Origin of the sequence: Micromonospora halotolerans (genome assembly GCF_032108445.1) — a bacterium.
GTDB classification, from domain to species: Bacteria; Actinomycetota; Actinomycetes; order Mycobacteriales; family Micromonosporaceae; genus Micromonospora; species Micromonospora halotolerans.
Genome location: NZ_CP134876.1, coordinates 3179433 through 3198675, shown reverse-complemented (window position 1 = coordinate 3198675; position 19243 = coordinate 3179433). Strand labels below are relative to the sequence as shown.

General features: G+C 69.6%; 15 protein-coding genes. All 15 read right to left on the bottom strand.

Annotated elements, in window-relative coordinates:
* Positions 1 to 8: 8 nt before the first annotated feature.
* The 15 genes from rpsJ to rplK all read right to left on the bottom strand — a co-directional run bounded on the left by rpsJ (position 9) and on the right by rplK (position 19240).
* The gene (gene rpsJ, locus RMN56_RS15245) at positions 9 to 317 is read right to left on the bottom strand and encodes a 30S ribosomal protein S10 (RefSeq protein WP_007073037.1); all 309 of its coding nucleotides are present in this window, start codon (positions 315 to 317) and stop codon (positions 9 to 11) included.
* Positions 318 to 670: 353 nt separating this feature from the next.
* Positions 671 to 1864 (bottom strand): elongation factor Tu, encoded by a 1194-nt coding sequence (gene tuf / locus RMN56_RS15240; protein ID WP_262283035.1) that lies wholly within the window; start codon positions 1862 to 1864, stop codon positions 671 to 673.
* A 224-nt stretch (positions 1865 to 2088) separates the two neighbouring features.
* Positions 2089 to 4185 (bottom strand): elongation factor G, encoded by a 2097-nt coding sequence (gene fusA, locus RMN56_RS15235; protein ID WP_313724412.1) that lies wholly within the window; start codon positions 4183 to 4185, stop codon positions 2089 to 2091.
* Positions 4186 to 4260: 75 nt separating this feature from the next.
* Positions 4261 to 4731, bottom strand: coding sequence for a 30S ribosomal protein S7 (gene rpsG / locus RMN56_RS15230; protein ID WP_088647009.1), 471 nt, complete (start codon positions 4729 to 4731; stop codon positions 4261 to 4263).
* Position 4732: 1 nt separating this feature from the next.
* Complete coding sequence (rpsL, locus tag RMN56_RS15225) at positions 4733 to 5107, bottom strand: 30S ribosomal protein S12 (protein ID WP_007465318.1); 375 nt, start codon at positions 5105 to 5107, stop codon at positions 4733 to 4735.
* A 534-nt stretch (positions 5108 to 5641) separates the two neighbouring features.
* Positions 5642 to 6064, bottom strand: a complete 423-nt coding sequence (locus tag RMN56_RS15220) for a hypothetical protein (RefSeq protein WP_313724411.1) — start codon at positions 6062 to 6064, stop codon at positions 5642 to 5644.
* A 521-nt stretch (positions 6065 to 6585) separates the two neighbouring features.
* On the bottom strand, positions 6586 to 6954 hold the full coding sequence (locus tag RMN56_RS15215) for a hypothetical protein (protein ID WP_313724410.1): 369 nt from the start codon (positions 6952 to 6954) through the stop codon (positions 6586 to 6588).
* Between the two features lie 110 nt (positions 6955 to 7064).
* Complete coding sequence (locus RMN56_RS15210) at positions 7065 to 10952, bottom strand: DNA-directed RNA polymerase subunit beta' (RefSeq protein ID WP_313724409.1); 3888 nt, start codon at positions 10950 to 10952, stop codon at positions 7065 to 7067.
* Positions 10953 to 11033: 81 nt separating this feature from the next.
* A complete protein-coding gene (gene rpoB / locus RMN56_RS15205; RefSeq protein ID WP_313724408.1) occupies positions 11034 to 14465 on the bottom strand; it encodes a DNA-directed RNA polymerase subunit beta in 3432 nt (1143 codons plus the stop codon).
* Between the two features lie 573 nt (positions 14466 to 15038).
* Positions 15039 to 15425, bottom strand: coding sequence for a 50S ribosomal protein L7/L12 (gene rplL, locus RMN56_RS15200; protein WP_313724407.1), 387 nt, complete (start codon positions 15423 to 15425; stop codon positions 15039 to 15041).
* 54 nt (positions 15426 to 15479) lie between these two features.
* Complete coding sequence (rplJ, locus tag RMN56_RS15195; RefSeq protein ID WP_313724406.1) at positions 15480 to 16025, bottom strand: 50S ribosomal protein L10; 546 nt, start codon at positions 16023 to 16025, stop codon at positions 15480 to 15482.
* A 313-nt stretch (positions 16026 to 16338) separates the two neighbouring features.
* Positions 16339 to 17028: a hypothetical protein gene (locus RMN56_RS15190; protein WP_313724405.1), complete on the bottom strand. Its 690-nt coding sequence runs from the start codon at positions 17026 to 17028 to the stop codon at positions 16339 to 16341.
* Positions 17025 to 17927, bottom strand: coding sequence for an ATP-binding cassette domain-containing protein (locus RMN56_RS15185; RefSeq protein ID WP_313724404.1), 903 nt, complete (start codon positions 17925 to 17927; stop codon positions 17025 to 17027). The genes RMN56_RS15190 and RMN56_RS15185 overlap by 4 nt, the downstream gene beginning before the upstream one ends.
* 79 nt (positions 17928 to 18006) lie before the next feature.
* A complete protein-coding gene (rplA, locus tag RMN56_RS15180; RefSeq protein ID WP_313724403.1) occupies positions 18007 to 18723 on the bottom strand; it encodes a 50S ribosomal protein L1 in 717 nt (238 codons plus the stop codon).
* Between the two features lie 85 nt (positions 18724 to 18808).
* Positions 18809 to 19240 carry a 50S ribosomal protein L11 gene (gene rplK, locus RMN56_RS15175; protein ID WP_091570017.1) on the bottom strand — a complete coding sequence of 144 codons (432 nt, stop codon included), beginning with the start codon at positions 19238 to 19240 and terminating at the stop codon, positions 18809 to 18811.
* Positions 19241 to 19243 lie beyond the last annotated feature (3 nt).

Sequence of the window (19243 nt, the reverse complement as noted above, 5' to 3'; positions counted from 1 at the left end):
TCCGGTCCCTACAGCTTGATCTCGATGTCGACGCCAGCCGGCAGGTCGAGGCGCATGAGCGAGTCGACCGTCTTCGGGGTCGGGTCGATGATGTCGATCAGACGCTTGTGCGTGCGCATCTCGAAGTGCTCGCGCGAGTCCTTGTACTTGTGCGGCGAGCGGATAACGCAGAAACGGTTGATCTCCGTGGGCAGCGGCACCGGGCCAGCGACCTGCGCCCCGGTACGCGTCACCGTCTCGACGATCTTCCGAGCCGAGGAGTCGACGACCTCGTGGTCATAGGCCTTGAGCCGGATGCGGATCTTCTGTCCCGCCATGGTGGCTTCTGTTCCTTCTCTCGATGCCGCTGTGTTGCGGGCGCCTGTACCGGCTGGCACAGGCCCACTTCGCCGACCCCCGCGGTCGGGCGTGTCGCGCCCGTGGACCGGGCTCCGCCCCGGGACTCCGGAGCGAATTCCGACCGCGCGGTGGGTCATGGCGCCGATCGCGGTGACCGCGACCTGGACGCCGCGCGAGGGTGGTTGACCGCCAGGGGCGATCAACCACCCTACGCGAGACTGTCTGTCACCCGGAGGTCCAGCGTTAACCGGACGCAGGTAACTGACCGTCGTTACGCAACCTGACTAGTATGCCGCACGACCGGCGGCGACGCTAATCGGGGTTACCCAGCTCACTTGACGATCTTGGTGACGCGACCAGCGCCGACCGTGCGGCCACCCTCCCGGATCGCGAACTTGAGGTTTTCCTCCATCGCGATGGGCTGGATCAGCTTCACGGACATCGTGGTGTTGTCGCCCGGCATGACCATCTCGGTGCCCTCGGGCAGCGTGACGACGCCGGTGACGTCCGTGGTCCGGAAGTAGAACTGCGGACGGTAGTTCTGGAAGAACGGGGTGTGCCGGCCGCCCTCCTCCTTGGAGAGGATGTAGACCGTCGCCTCGAACTCCGTGTGCGGGGTCGTGGTGCCCGGCTTGATGACGACCATGCCGCGCTCGACGTCCTCGCGCTTGATGCCGCGGAGGAGCAGACCGACGTTCTCGCCGGCCCGAGCCTCGTCGAGCAGCTTGCGGAACATCTCGATGCCGGTGCAGACCGTCTTCTGCGACTTCTCGCGGATGCCGACGATCTCCACCTCCTCGTTCGGCTTGAGGATGCCGCGCTCGGCGCGACCGGTGACGACGGTGCCACGACCGGTGATCGTGAACACGTCCTCGATCGGCATCAGGAACGGCTTCTCGGTCTCGCGCTCCGGCTGCGGGATCGCGGTGTCGACAGCGTTCATGAGGTCCATGAGCTTGCCGGTCCACTCGGGGTCACCCTCGAGGGCCTTCAGCGCCGAGACCCGGACGACCGGCAGGTCGTCACCCGGGTACTCCTGCGACGAGAGCAGCTCGCGGACCTCGAGCTCGACGAGCTCCAGGAGCTCCTCGTCGTCGACCATGTCGCTCTTGTTGAGCGCCACGACGATGTACGGCACACCGACCTGACGGGCCAGCAGCACGTGCTCGCGGGTCTGCGGCATCGGGCCGTCGGTCGCCGCCACCACCAGGATCGCGCCGTCCATCTGCGCGGCACCGGTGATCATGTTCTTGATGTAGTCGGCGTGACCGGGGCAGTCGACGTGCGCGTAGTGACGCGCCTCGGTCTGGTACTCGACGTGCGCGATCGAGATCGTGATGCCGCGGGCCTTCTCCTCCGGCGCCTTGTCGATCTCGTCGAACGGCGTGTACGGGTTGAGGTCCGGGAACTGGTCGTGCAGGACCTTCGTGATGGCCGCCGTCAGCGTCGTCTTACCGTGGTCGATGTGACCAATGGTGCCGATGTTGACGTGCGGCTTAGTCCGCTCGAACTTCGCCTTCGCCACTGGTGTCCTCCTGTGGACTTTCTTGGTTCGTTCGCCCCGGTGCGCCGGTCGGCGCTTAGGACTCTGTCGACAGCCTTTCCGACCTGACGGCCGGAGAGCCTTTGGTGGGTTCTGCGGCGATGAAGCCTACAGGCCCGGAATTCACACAACCCGACCGAGGTGGCCGCGGGCGGGAGATCCCTCCCGCGACCGCCCCCGGATCATCGGGTCAGCTCAGGTGAGCGTCACTCACCCGTCGCCTTGGCGATGATCTCCTTCGCCACGCTCTGCGGAACCTCGGCGTAGGAGTCGAACTGCATGCTGTAGCTAGCCCGGCCCTGGGTCTTCGACCGCAGGTCGCCGACGTAGCCGAACATCTCCGACAACGGCACCAGAGCCCGGACGATGCGGGCGCCGCTGCGCTCCTCCATCGCCTGGATGATGCCCCGCCGGGAGTTGAGGTCGCCGATGACGTCACCCATGTTCTCCTCAGGGGTGGTGACCTCAACGGCCATCATCGGTTCGAGCAGTGCGGGGTCGGCCTTGCGGGCCGCCTCCTTCATCACCATCGAGCCAGCGATCTTGAACGCCATTTCCGACGAGTCGACCTCGTGGTACTGGCCGTCCAGCAGCGTCAGCTTGACACCCACCAGCGGGAAGCCGGCGAGAATGCCGTACTGCATGGCGTCCTGGGCGCCCGCGTCCACCGACGGGATGAACTCCCGGGGGATGCGGCCACCGGTGACGGCGTTCGCGAACTCGTAGGTCGGCGAGTCGTTGTCCAGCGGCAGCGGCTCCAGGCTCACGATCACCCGGGCGTACTGGCCGGAACCACCGGTCTGCTTCTTGTGGGTGTACTCGACCTTCTCCACCTTGCGGCGGATGGTCTCGCGGTACGCCACCTGCGGCTTGCCGATGTTCGCCTCGACGTTGAACTCGCGGCGCATCCGGTCCACCAGGATGTCCAGGTGCAGCTCGCCCATGCCGGAGATGACCGTCTGGCCGGTCTCCTCGTCCAGCTTGACGCGGAAGGTCGGGTCCTCTTCGGCCAGCCGCTGGATGGCGGTGCTGAGCTTCTCCTGGTCGGCCTTGGTCTTCGGCTCGATGGCCACCTCGATGACGGGCTCCGGGAAGGTCATCGACTCGAGGATGACCGGGTTCGCCGGGTCGCACAGGGTGTCACCGGTGGTGGTCTGCTTCAGACCCTGGACCGCGATGATGTCGCCAGCCTTGGCGGAGCTGCGCTCCTCCCGCTTGTTGGCGTGCATCTGGTAGATCTTGCCGATGCGCTCCTTGCGGTCCTTGGTGGAGTTGACCACCTGGGACCCGGACTCGACCACGCCGGAGTAGACCCGGACGTAGGTGAGCTTGCCGAGGTGCTTGTCGGTCTGGATCTTGAAGGCCAGGCCGGAGAACGGCTCCGAGGTGGACGGCTTCCGCTGCAGCGGCGTCTCGCCGTCGGTGGCGGTGCCCTCGATGGCCGGGACGTCCAGCGGCGACGGCAGGAAGTCGACCACGGCGTCGAGCATGGGCTGCACGCCCTTGTTCTTGAACGCCGAGCCGCAGAGCACCGGGTTGGCCTTGCTGGCGATGGTGGCGCGCCGGATGGCGGCCTTGATCTCCTCGACGGAGATCTCCTCGCCCTCCAGGTACCTCTCCATCACCGAGTCGTCGACGTCGGCCAGGGTCTCCATCAGCTTCTCGCGCCACTCGGCCGCGGAGTCGGCCAGGTCGGCCGGGATCTCCTCGATCGCGTAGTCCTCACCCTTCTGGGTCTCCCCGCGCCAGGTGAGGGCGCGCATGCCGATCAGGTCGACGACGCCGATGTGGTCGCCCTCGAGCCCGATCGGGATCTGGAGCACCAGCGGGGTGGCGTTGAGCCGGTCGATCATCATCTGCACGCAGCGGAAGAAGTCGGCGCCGGTCCGGTCCAGCTTGTTGACGAAGCACATCCGCGGGACGTGGTACTTGTCGGCCTGCCGCCAGACGTTCTCCGTCTGCGGCTCCACGCCGGCGACACCGTCGTAGACCGCGACCGCACCATCCAGCACCCGCAGCGACCGCTCGACCTCGACCGTGAAGTCGACGTGACCGGGCGTGTCGATGATCTGGATCGTGTGGCCCTTCCACTCACACTTGGTAGCAGCGGAGGTGATGGTGATGCCACGCTCCTGCTCCTGCTCCATCCAGTCCATGACGGCAGCGCCCTCGTGGACCTCACCGATCTTGTACGTGATACCGGTGTAGAACAGGATCCGCTCGGTGGTCGTGGTCTTACCGGCATCGATGTGCGCCATGATGCCGATGTTGCGTACGTTGGCGAGCGCGTCTGCGGCGGCCACTTCAATCCCTACTTATCGTCGTCTAGACACAACTGGTGGCGGTTCCGGCGCCTTGTGGGCGCCGGAACCAGGGTGTTACCAGCGGTAGTGCGCGAAGGCCTTGTTGGACTCGGCCATCTTGTGCGTGTCCTCGCGCCGCTTGACGGCGGCACCGAGGCCGTTGCTCGCGTCCAGCAGCTCGTTCATCAGCCGCTCGACCATGGTCTTCTCGCGGCGGGCCTTGGAGTACGTCACCAGCCAGCGCAGGCCGAGGGTGGTCGCGCGGGCCGGACGGACCTCGACCGGCACCTGGTAGGTGGCGCCACCGACCCGGCGGCTGCGCACCTCCAGGGTGGGCTTGACGTTGTCCATCGCGCGCTTGAGCGTGACGACCGGGTCGGTGCCGCTCTTCTCGCGGCACCCCTCCAGGGCGGCGTAGACGATGCGCTCGGCGAGCTGACGCTTGCCGCGCATCAGGATCTTGTTCACCAGCTGGGTGACCAGCGGCGAGTTGTACACCGGGTCAGCGACCAGCGGCTTCCGCGGAGCGGGTCCCTTACGCGGCATGTCAGCTCTTCTCCTTCTTCGCGCCGTAACGGCTGCGAGCCTGCTTGCGGTTGCGGACACCCTGGGTGTCCAGCGAGCCGCGAACGATCTTGTACCGCACGCCGGGGAGGTCCTTCACACGACCGCCGCGGACGAGCACGATCGAGTGCTCCTGCAGGTTGTGGCCGACGCCCGGGATGTAGGCGGTCACCTCGATCTGGCTGCTGAGCTTGACACGAGCGACCTTGCGCAGCGCCGAGTTCGGCTTCTTGGGGGTGGTGGTGTACACGCGGGTGCACACGCCGCGCCGCTGGGGAGACCCCTTGAGCGCCGGGGTCTTGGTCTTGGTCGTCTTGGCCTGACGGCCCTTTCGGACCAGCTGCTGAATGGTGGGCACCGGGTTTCTCCGCTCCCTTCGGCCGCTGCGAGGCGACCGCGCCGTCTGCTCTAGCCGGCCTGTTGGACGGCTCTCTTACATTGCAACCAGGGCCACCTGACGGGGGTCCCAGCACCCGCGGTCGGGCGTGTCGCCCGAGTCACGGTCCCGATGCGGGTCGCTCGCGCGTCGTACCGGGGGTTTGTCACCGGCGCAGGAAACTTCCCGCGCCAGGTCTTGGGGCTCTGTCGCGCGGCCGCGCGATCACCGGCTGACCGGTTCCGACGCACGCACGCATTGCCCGGGCTGGCCCGGGCACAAGGGGAAAGAGTACCTACCACAGCCGCGCAGGTCAAAACGGAGCGGTCCGGGAGAACCGCGTCGCGGTCCGCCGGCCGATCGCATCGTCCCCGCGCGCCCGTCATGGGCACCTACGGTCACAAGTGTACCGGCTCCCGCAGCACTCGACCGGGCGGGCCCGGTTCCGCCCGCAGACCGGAGATCCGGGCATACGGGTCGTAGCTGGTCAACGCGCCGCCCCGCCGGGCGACCGGGTCACGTGATCTGCACCACCAGGGCCAGCACCAGCCCGGCCAGGCTGATCAACAGCCCCGCTCCCCCGCAGCTGAGCCCGGCGAGGGCCAGGCCGCGCCCGGTGAACCGGACCGCCGGCGGCGGCGCCGGCCGCCGGATCTGCCGCCGGGCCAGCAGCCCCGCCACGACGGCCGCCGTGCCGGCGATCACCCCCAGCACGGTGAACGCCCCGGCGGCCCAGGCGCCGCCGTAGTTCCGACCGGCGGCACCGAAGCAGAGGACCAGCAGCGACACCAGGATCGAGGCGATCCCGACCACCAGCGACCCGATGGCCAGCCCCGACGTGACCGGCGGCACGTCCAGGTGGACCACGCCGAACGGGGTGCCCGGAACCGCGTCGAGGCGCTTCGGCGGGCGCGGCGCCTCGCGCGGGGGCGGCGGCACCGACGCCGGGGGCAGCGGACCCCAGCCACCGCCGGCCGGCGCGCTCCCCGGCGCCGCCCACCCACCACCGGGCGCCGGCTGGTTCCCCGGGTACGCCCCGGACGCCGGCCAGCCGGCCGGGGTCGACGGTCCGGGGGCGGCAGGGGCGGAGTATCCGGCGTGGTGCGACGGGGAACCCGACGGAGCCGACGGTCCGGCGCCGGGAGGGGTGGCGTACCCGGCGTGGTGTGGCGGGGAACCGGGCGGCGCGGGCGGATACGGCCCGGCGGGCGGCCAGGACCCGGGCGGCGCCGAGGGAACAGCGGGCCCGGCGTCCGGTCCGGCCCACGGGCTGACCGGTGGCGTCCCGCCGGCATCCGGCCCGGTGCCGGGGCGGGTCGGGTCGCCTCCCGGCGGCGGAGCCGGTTCCGTCACGGGGTCCTCCTGTCGACGTGGCTCGCCCGCCGCGCGGCGGACACCGGCCAGGCTACCGTCGCGGGTCGCACCCGCGGGTTCGGGCGCGTGCCGGCTCCCCCGCCGGGTCAGTCGACGTTGGGGGCGAAGTCGTGCCCGAACGGGGCGCCCGCCAGCCGGACCAGGCCGATCACCAGGGCCACCACGATCGCAACGGCCGCGAGAAGCAGGCCCGTCCAGGCCAACTGCTCCCCCCGGCGCAGCCAGCCGGCGCCGGTGAGGAAGCCACCTGAGACGTACGCCTCCCGGCGGGCCTGCCGGGCGAGGGTGAGCGCGATGGTCGCGGGCACCACCCCGCCGACGAAGAAACCGGTGAGCGCCCCGATCAGCCCGAGGGCGAAGACGGCGCGGGCCTTGGTCGAACGGACCGGCTCCGGGTCGAGCGGGTGGCGGTGCCCCTGCGGAACGACGGGCACCTGCCCGGGCACGGTCGTCATGCCCACCATCATGCCCCGACGCGCCGCGCGGCGGTCCCGCGGCGGCTCGACACGTCCCCGAACGCGACGAGGCCCCCGGCGGGTGCCGGGGGCCTCGTCGTTCCTACTGCTTAGCGGTACGACCCGAAGTCGAAGTCGTCCAGCGGCACCGCCTGGCCGCTGGCCGGCCCGAAGCCGTAGTCGGTCTCCGGGTAGCCGGTCATCGAGTAGACCTTGGCCTTCGCCTCCTCGGTCGGCTCGACCCGGACGTTGCGGTACTTGCTGATGCCCGTACCGGCCGGGATGAGCTTGCCGATGATCACGTTCTCCTTGAGGCCGACCAGCGAGTCGCTGCGCGAGTTGATCGCCGCGTCGGTCAGCACCCGGGTGGTCTCCTGGAAGGAGGCCGCCGAGAGCCAGGAGTCCGTGGCCAGCGAGGCCTTGGTGATACCCATCAGCACCGGGCGACCGGCGGCGGGCTCGCCACCCTCGCCGACGAGCCGGCGGTTCTCCGACTCGAACAGCGCCCGGTCGACCAGCACGCCCGGCAGGAACTCGGTCGAGCCGGAGTCGATGACCGTCACCCGCTTGAGCATCTGGCGGATGATGATCTCGATGTGCTTGTCGTGGATGAGCACACCCTGCGAGCGGTAGACCTCCTGGACCTCCTGGGTCAGGTGGACCTGGACCGCGCGCGGGCCGAGGATGCGCAGCAGCTCGTGCGGGTCGATGGTGCCCTCGGTGAGCTTCTCGCCGACCTCGACGTGGTCGCCGTCGTGCGCCCGGAGCCGGACCCGCTTCGAGATCTTGTCGTAGACGATCTCGTCGCTGCCGTCGTCCGGGATGACCACGATCTTGCGGGACCGCTCGCCGTCCTCGATCCGGATCCGACCCGGGGTGTCGGCGATGGGCGCCTTACCCTTCGGGACCCGGGCCTCGAAGATCTCCTGGACACGGGGCAGACCCTGGGTGATGTCCTCACCCGCGACACCACCGGTGTGGAAGGTACGCATCGTCAGCTGCGTACCCGGCTCACCGATCGACTGGGCGGCGATGATGCCGACCGCCTCGCCGACGTCCACGGTCTTGCCGGTCGGCAGCGAGCGGCCGTAGCACGCACCGCAGACGCCCAGCTTCGACTCGCAGGTGAGCACGCTGCGCACCCGCACCGTCTCCACCCCGGCCGCGACGATCGCGTCGACCAGGATGGAGTTGAGGTCCTGGCCGCGGTGGGCCACCACGGTGCCGTCCGGCCCCTTGATGTCGTCGGCCAGGGTCCGCGCGTGCACGCTGGTCTCGGCGTGCTCGTGCACGACCAGCTTGCCGTCGAGCCGCTCGCCGATCTGCATCGGGATGGCGCGGTCGGTGCCGCAGTCCTCCTCGCGGATGATGACGTCCTGCGAGACGTCCACCAGACGCCGGGTCAGGTAACCCGAGTCGGCGGTACGCAGGGCGGTGTCCGCGAGACCCTTCCGGGCGCCGTGCGTGGAGATGAAGTACTCCAACACGGACAGACCCTCCCGGTACGAGGCCTTGATCGGCCGCGGGATGATCTCACCCTTCGGGTTGGCCACCAGACCACGGATCGCCGCGATCTGCCGGAGCTGGAGCAGGTTACCGCGGGCACCCGAGTTGATCATCTTCCACAGCGGGTTCTCCTGCGGCAGCGCGGTGTCCATCTCCTTGGCGACCTCGTTGGTCGCCTTGGTCCAGATCTCGATGAGCTCGCCGCGACGCTCCTCGGCGGTCATCAGACCACGCTGGTACTGCTTGTCGATCCGGTCGGCTTCCTTCTCGTACTTGTCCAGGATCTCCCGCTTGCGCGGCGGAGCGATGACGTCCTCCATGCCGATGGTGACGCCGGACCAGGTGGCCCAGTGGAAGCCGGCCTCCTTGAGCCCGTCCAGGGTGGCCGCCAGGGCCACCTTCGGGAAGCGCTCGGCGAGGTCGTTGACGATCGCGGAGAGCTGGCCCTTGCGGATCTCGTAGTTCACGAAGCGGTAGCCCTGCGGCAGCGTCTCGTTGAACAGGACCCGGCCCAGGGTGGTCTCCACCGTCACCGGCTCGCCCTCGACCCAGCCCTCGGGCGCGACCCACGGCTCGGCGCCGGCGCCGTTGTCGACCCCGACGATGCCGCGCAGGCGGATCTTGACCGGCGTCTGCAGGTGCAGCTCGCCGTTGTCGTACGCCATCCGCGCCTCGGCGTCCGAGCTGAACGCCCGACCCTCGCCCTGCCCACCGGGGGTGAGGTGGGTGAGGTGGTAGAGGCCGATGACCATGTCCTGGGTGGGCATGGTGACCGGCTTGCCGTCGGCCGGCTTGAGGATGTTGTTCGACGACAGCATCAGGATCCGCGCCTCGGCCTGGGCCTCGGCGGACAGCGGCACGTGGACCGCCATCTGGTCACCGTCGAAGTCGGCGTTGAACGCGGTGCAGACCAGCGGGTGGATCTGGATGGCCTTGCCCTCGACCAGCTGCGGCTCGAAGGCCTGGATGCCCAGCCGGTGCAGGGTCGGCGCCCGGTTCAGCAGGACCGGGTGCTCGCCGATGACCTCTTCCAGCACGTCCCACACGACCGGCCGCTGCCGCTCGACCATCCGCTTGGCGGACTTGATGTTCTGCGCGTGGTTGAGGTCCACCAGCCGCTTCATCACGAACGGCTTGAACAGCTCCAGCGCCATCTGCTTGGGCAGGCCGCACTGGTGCAGCTTGAGCTTCGGGCCGACCACGATGACCGAACGGCCGGAGTAGTCGACGCGCTTGCCGAGCAGGTTCTGGCGGAACCGGCCCTGCTTGCCCTTGAGCATGTCGGAGAGCGACTTCAGCGGGCGGTTGCCCGGACCGGTGACCGGCCGGCCACGACGGCCGTTGTCGAACAGCGCGTCGACGGCCTCCTGGAGCATCCGCTTCTCGTTGTTGACGATGATCTCGGGCGCGCCGAGGTCGATCAGCCGCTTGAGGCGGTTGTTCCGGTTGATCACGCGGCGGTACAGGTCGTTCAGGTCGGAGGTCGCGAAGCGGCCACCGTCCAGCTGCACCATCGGACGCAGGTCCGGCGGGATGACCGGGACGCAGTCCAGCACCATGCCGAGCGGCGAGTTGCGGGTGTTCTGGAACGCCGCGACGACCTTGAGCCGCTTGAGCGCCCGGATCTTCCGCTGGCCCTTGCCGGAGCGGATGGTCTCGCGCAGGCTCTCGGCCTCGGCCTCCAGGTCCATGTTCTGGACCAGCGCCTTGATGGCCTCGGCGCCCATGCTGCCGGTGAAGTACTCGCCGAAGCGGTCGCGCAGCTCGCGGTAGAGCAGCTCGTCGGTGACCAGCTGCTTCGGCTCGAGCTTGCGGAAGGTGTCGAGGACCTCGTCGAGGCGGTCGATCTCGCGCTGGGCCCGGTCGCGGATCTGGCGCATCTCGCGCTCTCCGCCCTCCTTGACCTTGCGCCGGACGTCCGCCTTCGCGCCCTCGGCCTCCAGCTCGGCCAGGTCGGCCTCGAGCTTGGCGGCCCGCTTCTCGATCTCCGAGTCGCGGCTGTTCTCGGCCTGCCGCTTCTCGGCCAGGATCTCGTTCTCGATGGTCGAGAGGTCACGGTGACGCGCTTCGGCGTCCACGCTCGTCACGACGTACGAGGCGAAGTAGATGATCTTTTCGAGGTCCTTCGGGGCGAGGTCCAACAGGTAGCCCAGCCGGCTCGGCACGCCCTTGAAGTACCAGATGTGGGTCACCGGAGCGGCCAGCTCGATGTGACCCATCCGCTCCCGGCGGACCTTGGAGCGGGTCACCTCGACGCCGCAGCGCTCGCAGATGATGCCCTTGAAGCGAACCCGCTTGTACTTACCGCAGTAGCACTCCCAGTCCCGCTGCGGACCGAAGATCTTCTCGCAGAAGAGCCCGTCCTTTTCCGGCTTCAGGGTGCGGTAGTTGATGGTCTCGGGCTTCTTGACCTCGCCGTGGGACCACTGACGGATGTCGTCGGCGGTGGCGAGGCCAATGCGCAGCTCGTCGAAGAAGTTGACGTCGAGCACTATGTCCCCTATGTCGTCGTCTGTACTGCCTAGCTAACGGGCGGGGTCGGGAGCCGGCGAACCGGCTCCCGACCGCTCGCCTCAGACCTCTTCGACCGAGCTCGGCTCGCGCCGGGACAGGTCGATGCCCAGCTCCTCCGCGGCCCGGAACACCTCGTCGTCGGTCTCGCGCATCTCCAGGGCCACACCGTCGCTGGAGAGCACCTCGACGTTGAGGCACAGCGACTGCAGCTCCTTGAGCAGCACCTTGAACGACTCCGGGATGCCCGGCTCGGGGATGTTCTCGCCCTTGACGATCGCCTCGTAGACCTTCACCCGGCCGAGGACGTCGTCGGACTTGATGGTCAGCAGCTCCTGCAGGGCGTAGGCGGCGCCGTACGCCTGCATGGCCCAGCACTCCATCTCACCGAAGCGCTGGCCACCGAACTGCGCCTTACCACCCAGCGGCTGCTGCGTGATCATCGAGTACGGGCCGGTCGACCGGGCGTGGATCTTGTCGTCGACCAGGTGGTTGAGCTTCAGGATGTAGACGTAGCCGACCGCGATCGGGTCCGGCAGCGGCTCGCCGGAGCGACCGTCGAACAGCTGCGCCTTGCCGGTGCGCCCGATCAGCTGCTTGCCGTCCCGGTTGGGCAGGGTCGACTCGAGCAGACCGGAGATCTCCTCCTCGCGGGCACCGTCGAAGACCGGGGTGGCCACGTTGGTGTCTGGCTCGGACTCGTGCGCCTCGATCGAGCGAAGCTGGCGCTTCCACTCGGCGTCGTCGCCGTCCACGCTCCAGCCGGTCTTGGCCACCCACCCGAGGTGGGTCTCCAGGACCTGGCCGATGTTCATCCGGGACGGCACACCGAGCGGGTTCAGCACGATGTCGACCGGGGTGCCGTCCTCCAGGAACGGCATGTCCTCGATCGGCAGGATCTTGGAGATGACGCCCTTGTTGCCGTGGCGGCCCGCGAGCTTGTCACCGTCCTGGATCTTGCGCTTCTGGGCCACGTAGACCCGGACCAGCTCGTTCACGCCCGGGGGCAGCTCGTCGCCGTCCTCGCGGGAGAAGGTACGCACACCGATGACCGTGCCGGTCTCGCCGTGCGGCACCTTCAGCGAGGTGTCGCGGACCTCGCGCGCCTTCTCACCGAAGATCGCGCGGAGCAGCCGCTCCTCGGGGGTCAGCTCGGTCTCGCCCTTCGGCGTGACCTTGCCGACCAGGATGTCGCCGGGGACGACCTCGGCGCCGATCCGGATGATGCCGCGCTCGTCGAGGTCGGCGAGCATTTCCTCGCTGACGTTCGGGATGTCGCGGGTGATCTCCTCCGGGCCGAGCTTGGTGTCCCGGGCGTCGACCTCGTGCTCCTCGATGTGGATCGAGGTGAGCACGTCCTGCTGCACGAGGCGCTGCGACAGGATGATCGCGTCCTCGTAGTTGTGGCCCTCCCAGCACATGAACGCCACGAGCAGGTTGCGCCCGAGCGCCATCTCGCCCTCGTCGGTGCACGGACCGTCGGCGATGACCTGGCCGGCCTCGACGCGGTCGCCCTCGAAGACGACCGGCTTCTGGTTGACGCAGGAGCCGGCGTTGGAACGACGGAACTTGTGCAGCAGGTACGTCCGGCGGTGGCCGTCGTCCTGGTGGACCGTGATGTAGTCCGCGCAGAGGTCCTCGACCACACCGCCGACCTCGGCGACGACGACGTCACCGGCGTCCACGGCCGCGCGGTACTCCATGCCCGTGCCGACCAGCGGGGCCTCCGCCTTGACCAGCGGCACCGCCTGGCGCTGCATGTTCGCGCCCATGAGCGCGCGGTTGGCGTCGTCGTGCTCGAGGAACGGGATCATGGCGGTCGCGACCGAGGTCATCTGCCGCGGCGAGACGTCCATGTAGTCGACGGCCCCCGGCGCCACATCCTCGGTCTCGCCGCCCTTACGGCGGACCAGGACGCGGTCCTCGGCGAACGTGCCGTCCGACTTCAGCGGGGCGTTGGCCTGCGCCTTGACGAACCGGTCCTCCTCGTCCGCGGTCAGGTAGTCGATCTGGTCGGTGACCCGACCGTCGATGACCTTCCGGTACGGCGTCTCGATGAAGCCGAACGGGTTGACCCGGGCGAAGGTGGAGAGCGCGCCGATCAGACCGATGTTCGGGCCTTCCGGCGTCTCGATCGGGCACATCCGGCCGTAGTGGGACGGGTGCACGTCGCGGACCTCGAAGCCGGCCCGCTCCCGGGACAGACCACCCGGGCCGAGCGCGCTCAGCCGGCGCCGGTGGGTCAGGCCCGCCAGCGGGTTGGTCTGGTCCATGAACTGGGACAGCTGCGACGTGCCGAAGAACTCCTTGATCGCCGCCACCACCGGGCGGATGTTGATCAGGGTCTGCGGCGTGATCGCCTCGACGTCCTGCGTGGTCATCCGCTCGCGGACGACCCGCTCCATCCGGGAGAGACCCACCCGGACCTGGTTCTGGATCAGCTCGCCCACGGTGCGCAGGCGCCGGTTGCCGAAGTGGTCGATGTCGTCGGCCTCGTAGCCGTCCTCACCGGCGTGCAGCCGGCAGAGGTACTCCACGGTGGCGACGATGTCGTCCTCGGTCAGCGTGCCGGTGGTGATCGGCACGTCCAGCTCGAGCTTCTTGTTGAACTTGTAACGACCGACCTTGGCGACGTCGTACCGCTTCGGGTTGAAGAAGAGGTTGTCGAGCAGGGTCTGGGCGTTCTCACGGGTCGGCGGCTCGCCAGGGCGGAGCTTCCGGTAGATGTCGAGCAGCGCCTCGTCCTGGCCGGCGATGTGGTCCTTCTCGAGCGTGGTCATCATCAGCTCGGACCAGCCGAACTTCTCGCGGATCTGCTCCGCGGACCACCCGATGGCCTTGAGCAGGACGGTGACGGCCTGCCGGCGCTTGCGGTCGATGCGAACGCCGACCGTGTCGCGCTTGTCGATGTCGAACTCCAGCCAGGCACCCCGGCTCGGGATCACCTTGACGCTGGAGAGGTCGCGGTCGGAGGTCTTGTCCGGCTGCTTGTCGAAGTAGACGCCCGGCGAGCGGACGAGCTGGCTGACCACGACGCGCTCGGTGCCGTTGATGATGAAGGTGCCCTTCGGCGTCATCATCGGGAAGTCACCCATGAACACCGTCTGGCTCTTGATCTCGCCAGTGGTGTTGTTGGTGAACTCCGCGGTCACGAACAGCGGGGCGCAGTAGGTCAGGTCCTTCTCCTTGCACTCCTCGATCGAGGCCTTGACCTCGTCGAAGCGCGGAGCCGAGAAGGAGAGCGACATGGTGCCGGAGAAGTCCTCAATGGGACTGATCTCGTCGAGGATCTCCGCGAGACCCGAGCGTGCGTGCGGGTCGTCCGACGACCGGCCCTGCCAAGCCTCGTTGCCGACGAGCCAGTCGAAGGACTCGTTCTGGATGGCGAGGAGGTTGGGGACCTCGAGGTGTTCGGTAATCCGACCGAAAGAAACTCGGCGGGGCGCGAATGCGCTCGACGTACGACTGGTCTTCGCAGGGCGGGAAGCTGCCAAGATGCGTCCTTCCGAGGACCGGTGCTGCAGAACGGCTGGTACGCGTGCACTCCAATGACCCCACCAGAAATATCCGTAAACGGACATTTCCGAGCAGGGGTCAAGTCGGAAGGCAGCGCAAACTAGCAGTGTAGCCGAGAGGCTAACCGCTGTCCAGCCCACCCCGCAGGTCATCGCGGAACTTGCCTCGGGACCTCGGAAAACCGGGTCAACCGGGCTGCTCGGAACGCGACGTTCCTGCCGGTCCGCTCGGGTGGAGCGGCGGTGGTGCTGCCGTTGTCTTACCCGAGAGGCGGCCGTTGCAAGCGCGGAAGGTCTTGCTGGTGTCAGCGTGCCTGTCGGGCCCGTGCCGCGTCAAGGGCCGGTTACCCCTCGGGGTGTCTTTCCCACCGACGGGCTACCGACAGAGACCGGCGCGACACCGGTACGCCCGGCGCGGACGCCCTGCTCACACCGCTGCCCCGGGTACCACCAACACGGCGGGCGGCGATCCGGTTCCCCGGATCACCGCCCGCCGAGACGCGGTGTGCCCCGACTCACGTGAGCCGGACGCGCGTCAGGTCGAACTCAAGGTCACTTGAGGGTGACCTTGGCGCCCTCGCCCTCGAGCTTGGCCTTGGCCTTCTCGGCGGCCTCCTTGTTGACCTTCTCCAGGACCGGCTTCGGAGCGGCCTCGACCAGGTCCTTGGCCTCCTTGAGGCCCAGGCCGGTCAGCTCGCGCACGACCTTGATGACCTGGATCTTCTTGCCACCGTCGGCGTCGAGGATGACGTCGAACTCGTCCTTCTCCGGCTCGGCCTCGGCGGCCGGGCCGGCGGGGCCGCCGGCGGCGGCGACGGCGACCGGAGCCGCCGCGGTGACCTCGAAGGTCTCCTCGAACTGCTTCACGAACTCGGAGAGCTCGATCAGCGTCATCTCCTTGAACGCGTCGAGCAGCTCGTCGGTGCTGAGCTTCGCCATGTCTGGCGTCCTTTCTGAAAGTGAAAACTAAGAACGTGGGTGCGCCGGGTGGCCTCAGGCCGCCTCGGCGCCCTCCTTCTCGCGCTTGTCCTGCAGAGCGGCCGCCAGACGCGCGGTCTTGGCGAGCGGAGCCTGGAACAGGGCCGCGGCCTTGCTCAGGTTGCCCTTCATGGCGCCGGCCAGCTTCGCCAGCAGCACCTCGCGGGACTCCAGGTCGGCGAGCTTCGTGACCTCGGCCGCGGAAATGGCCTTGCCCTCGAAGACACCGCCCTTGATGACGAGCTTCGGGTTGGCCTTCGCGAACTCGCGAAGCCCCTTCGCCGCCTCGACGACGTCGCCCGAAACGAAAGTCAGCGCGGTAGGACCGGTGAACAGCTCGTCGAGGCCGGAGATGCCCGCCTCGGTCGCGGCACGCTTGGCCAGCGTGTTCTTCGCGACCGTGTAGCTGGTCTCCTTGCCGAGCGAGCGCCGCAGCTGCGTGAGCTGCGAAACCGTGAGCCCGCGGTACTCGGTCAGCACGGTCGCTCCCGCGGTGCGGAAGCTCTCGGTCAGCTCGGCGACGGCCGTGGCCTTGTCGGCCCGGATCGGCTTGTCCGCCATGTCCCTCCTCTCTCGTTGCTCGGAGCTGGTACGCCGGCGACGAGCAGGGCTCGCGACGGCGGCGGAGGCATCACGACAACGAGAAAAGCCCCGGCGCAGGGCGCACGGGGCGAGGGCCGGTGCGAGGGGCGCGGTCGGCGGACCACGCACTGCACCGATTTTCGCTTGCCGCCCTGCGCGGGTCGCCCGTCGTTCGCGGGACCTTCGACCGTGCCGGGGCACGGTGACCAGCGGTCTTTGGGTGGAACTACGCGACTAGGTTACGCGACCCCGTCCCGAACCACCAAATCGCCCCCGGGGTGCGCCCGGTCACTCAGGCGCGGCTCCGGCGGCCCCAGGCGTAGCCGGCCAGCGCCACGGCCGCCCAGGCCAGCGCCCAGGCGGTCAGCAGCACGCCGGTGGATGCCGCCAGTGGACCGGCCAGCGCCCGGGCGGTCGGCAGCACCGGCGGCACCAGCCAGGGGGCCACCGAGCGGGAGAGGCCGAGGACCACCGCGGCCACCGCGCCGACCGTGAGCACGGCGACGCCGTAGCCGGCGCTGCGGGTGATCGCCCGGCTGGCCAGGGCGCCCAGCGCCACCGCCGCCGGCAGGGCCAGCAGGTGGGCCCAGAGGCCGAGCGCCAGCCCCTCGGCCAGCGGCCGGTCCCCCGGCCCGCTGGGGCCGGTCACCCCGCCGACCAGCCAGGGGAAGACCAGCGCGACGGCGATCGTGGCGAGGCCGGCCACGGCCGCCGCGAGCAGGCCGGCGGCGCGCTCCCGGGCCGGGCCGACCCCCACCCGGGCCAGCCGGCGCTGCACGTCGGGCTCGACGTCGAGGAGGATCTTGGTCTGCCAGGCCAGCACCGGGAAGAGCACCACCGCCGAGACGCCGTAGGCCTCCGCGGGCTGGGCCCGGCCGCCGCCGTAGAGGACGCCGAGGGCCAGCAGGCCGGCCAGCACCGGGGCCAGCGCCCGGCCGGTACGCAGGAAGCCGGCCAGCCGCAGCCGGACCAGGGCGATCACCGGGCCACCTCGGACGCGGGGCCGGACCGGCCGGCGCCGGACGCCGGGTCCACGGCGGCGGACGGGGAGCCGGGCTCGGGTCGAATGGCGGGAGACGTGGAGCCGGGCTCAGGTCGGGTGGCGGGAGACGGGGAGTCGGACCCGGGTCGCGTGGCGGGGGGGCCGGCGGCGTGGTCGCGTATCCGGAGGACGTGGTGGCCGTCGGCGCGCAACCGGGCGACGGCGGCGGCGGCCGCGGCGGCCGGGACCGACAGCTCGACCACGACGGTGGCCGCGGCACCGGACGGCGTCGCCTCGGTGACCGTGCCGTCGGCGACCGACCAGTGCCGGGCGCCGGGAAGCCGGACCGTCTCGCCGCGGTGGTCGCTGACCAGCACCGCGCCGCCCTCCGCCAGCACCTCGCCGATCACCTCGGGCACCAGGTCACGGGTGGCGGCGTCCAGCCCCTCCCAGGGCTCGTCGAGGACGAGCAGGCCGGGCGGCCGGAGCAGCGCCTGGGCCAGGCCGACCTTCTGCGCGGTGCCCTTGGACAGCTGGGGCAGCCGCACCGCGTGGAAGCGCGCCAGGCCGAGCCGGTCGATCCAGTGCCGCACCGCCCGGTCGGCCTCCGCGCCTGGGAGGCCGGCCACGCGGGCCATCGCGGCGAGGTAGGCCCGCACGGTGAAGGGCTGGTCGGCGGGGAAACGCTCCGGCACCCAGCCGACGGCCGGCGGCCGGTCGACCACCCGGCCCCGGGTCGGCCGGAGCACGCCGGCGGCGAGCTGGAGCAGGGTGGACTTGCCCACCCCGTTGCGCCCGAGCACCACCGCCACCTCGCCCGGGCCGATCGCCACGTCGGTCTGCCGCAGCACCCACGGGCCCCGCCGGTGGTATCGCAGCCAGACGCCTTCGAGCCGCATGTGCCGAGCCTGCCACACCGGACAGACGGACGGGGCCCCGCCACCAGCAGGTGGCGGGGCCCCGTCCGGGCAGCCGTGCTCAGGCCTCGGCCGAAGCCTCGGTCAGGTTCTTCACCGCGTTCGGGTCGACCGGGACGCCCGGGCCCATGGTGGTGGTGAGGGTGACCTTCTTCAGGTACTTGCCCTTGGCCGCGGACGGCTTCGAGCGCAGGACCTCGTCCAGCACCGCCGCGTAGTTGTCGATCAGCTGGGACTCGGAGAACGAGGCCTTGCCGATGATCAGGTGGAGGTTGGAGTGCTTGTCCACCCGGAAGGTGATCTTGCCGCCCTTGATGTCGGCGACGGCCTTGGTGACGTCCATGGTCACCGTGCCGGTCTTCGGGTTCGGCATCAGGCCGCGCGGGCCCAGGATCCGCGCGATCCGGCCGATCTTGGCCATCTGGTCCGGGGTGGCGATCGCCGCGTCGAAGTCCAGCCAACCGCCCTGGATGCGAGCGACCAGCTCGTCGGTGCCCACCTCGTCCGCGCCCGCGGCGGCGGCCTCTTCGGCCTTCGCGCCGGCGGCGAAGACGATCACGCGGGCGGTCTTACCGGTGCCGTGCGGCAGGTTGACCGTGCCGCGGACCATCTGGTCCGCCTTGCGGGGGTCGACGCCGAGGCGCATCGCGACCTCGACCGTGGCGTCGAACTTGACGTTGGTGGTCTCCTTGGCCAGCTTGACGGCCTCGGCGGGAGAGTAGAGCTTCGACCGGTCGATGACCTCGGCGGCCTTGCGGTAGGTCTTGCTGCGCTGCATTTCTCGTAACTCCTGTGGTCTATGGCGGGCCCGCGGCCTGCGCGGCCCTCCCACGAACTGATCCGGGTGGAGCGGTCGACCGAGGTCAGTCGGCGACGGTCAGGCCCATCGACCGGGCGGTGCCGGCGATGATCTTCTCAGCCTGGTCGATGTCGTTGGCGTTGAGGTCCGCCATCTTCTTCTCGGCGATCTCGCGCAGCTGGGCGCGGGTCACCGAGCCGACCTTCTGGGTGTGCGGGACGCCCGAGCCCTTCTGCACGCCGGCGGCCTTGATCAGCAGCCGGGCGGCGGGCGGGGTCTTCAGCACGAAGGTGAAGGTGCGGTCCTCGTAGACGCTGATCTCGGCGGGGACGATGTCGCCCCGCTGCGACTCGGTCTGCGCGTTGTAGGACTTGCAGAACTCCATGATGTTCACGCCGTGCTGGCCGAGCGCGGGGCCGACCGGCGGCGCCGGGGTGGCCTGGCCCGCCGGCAGCTGAAGCGTGAACGTCTTGACGAGCTTCTTCTTCGGAGGCATGTC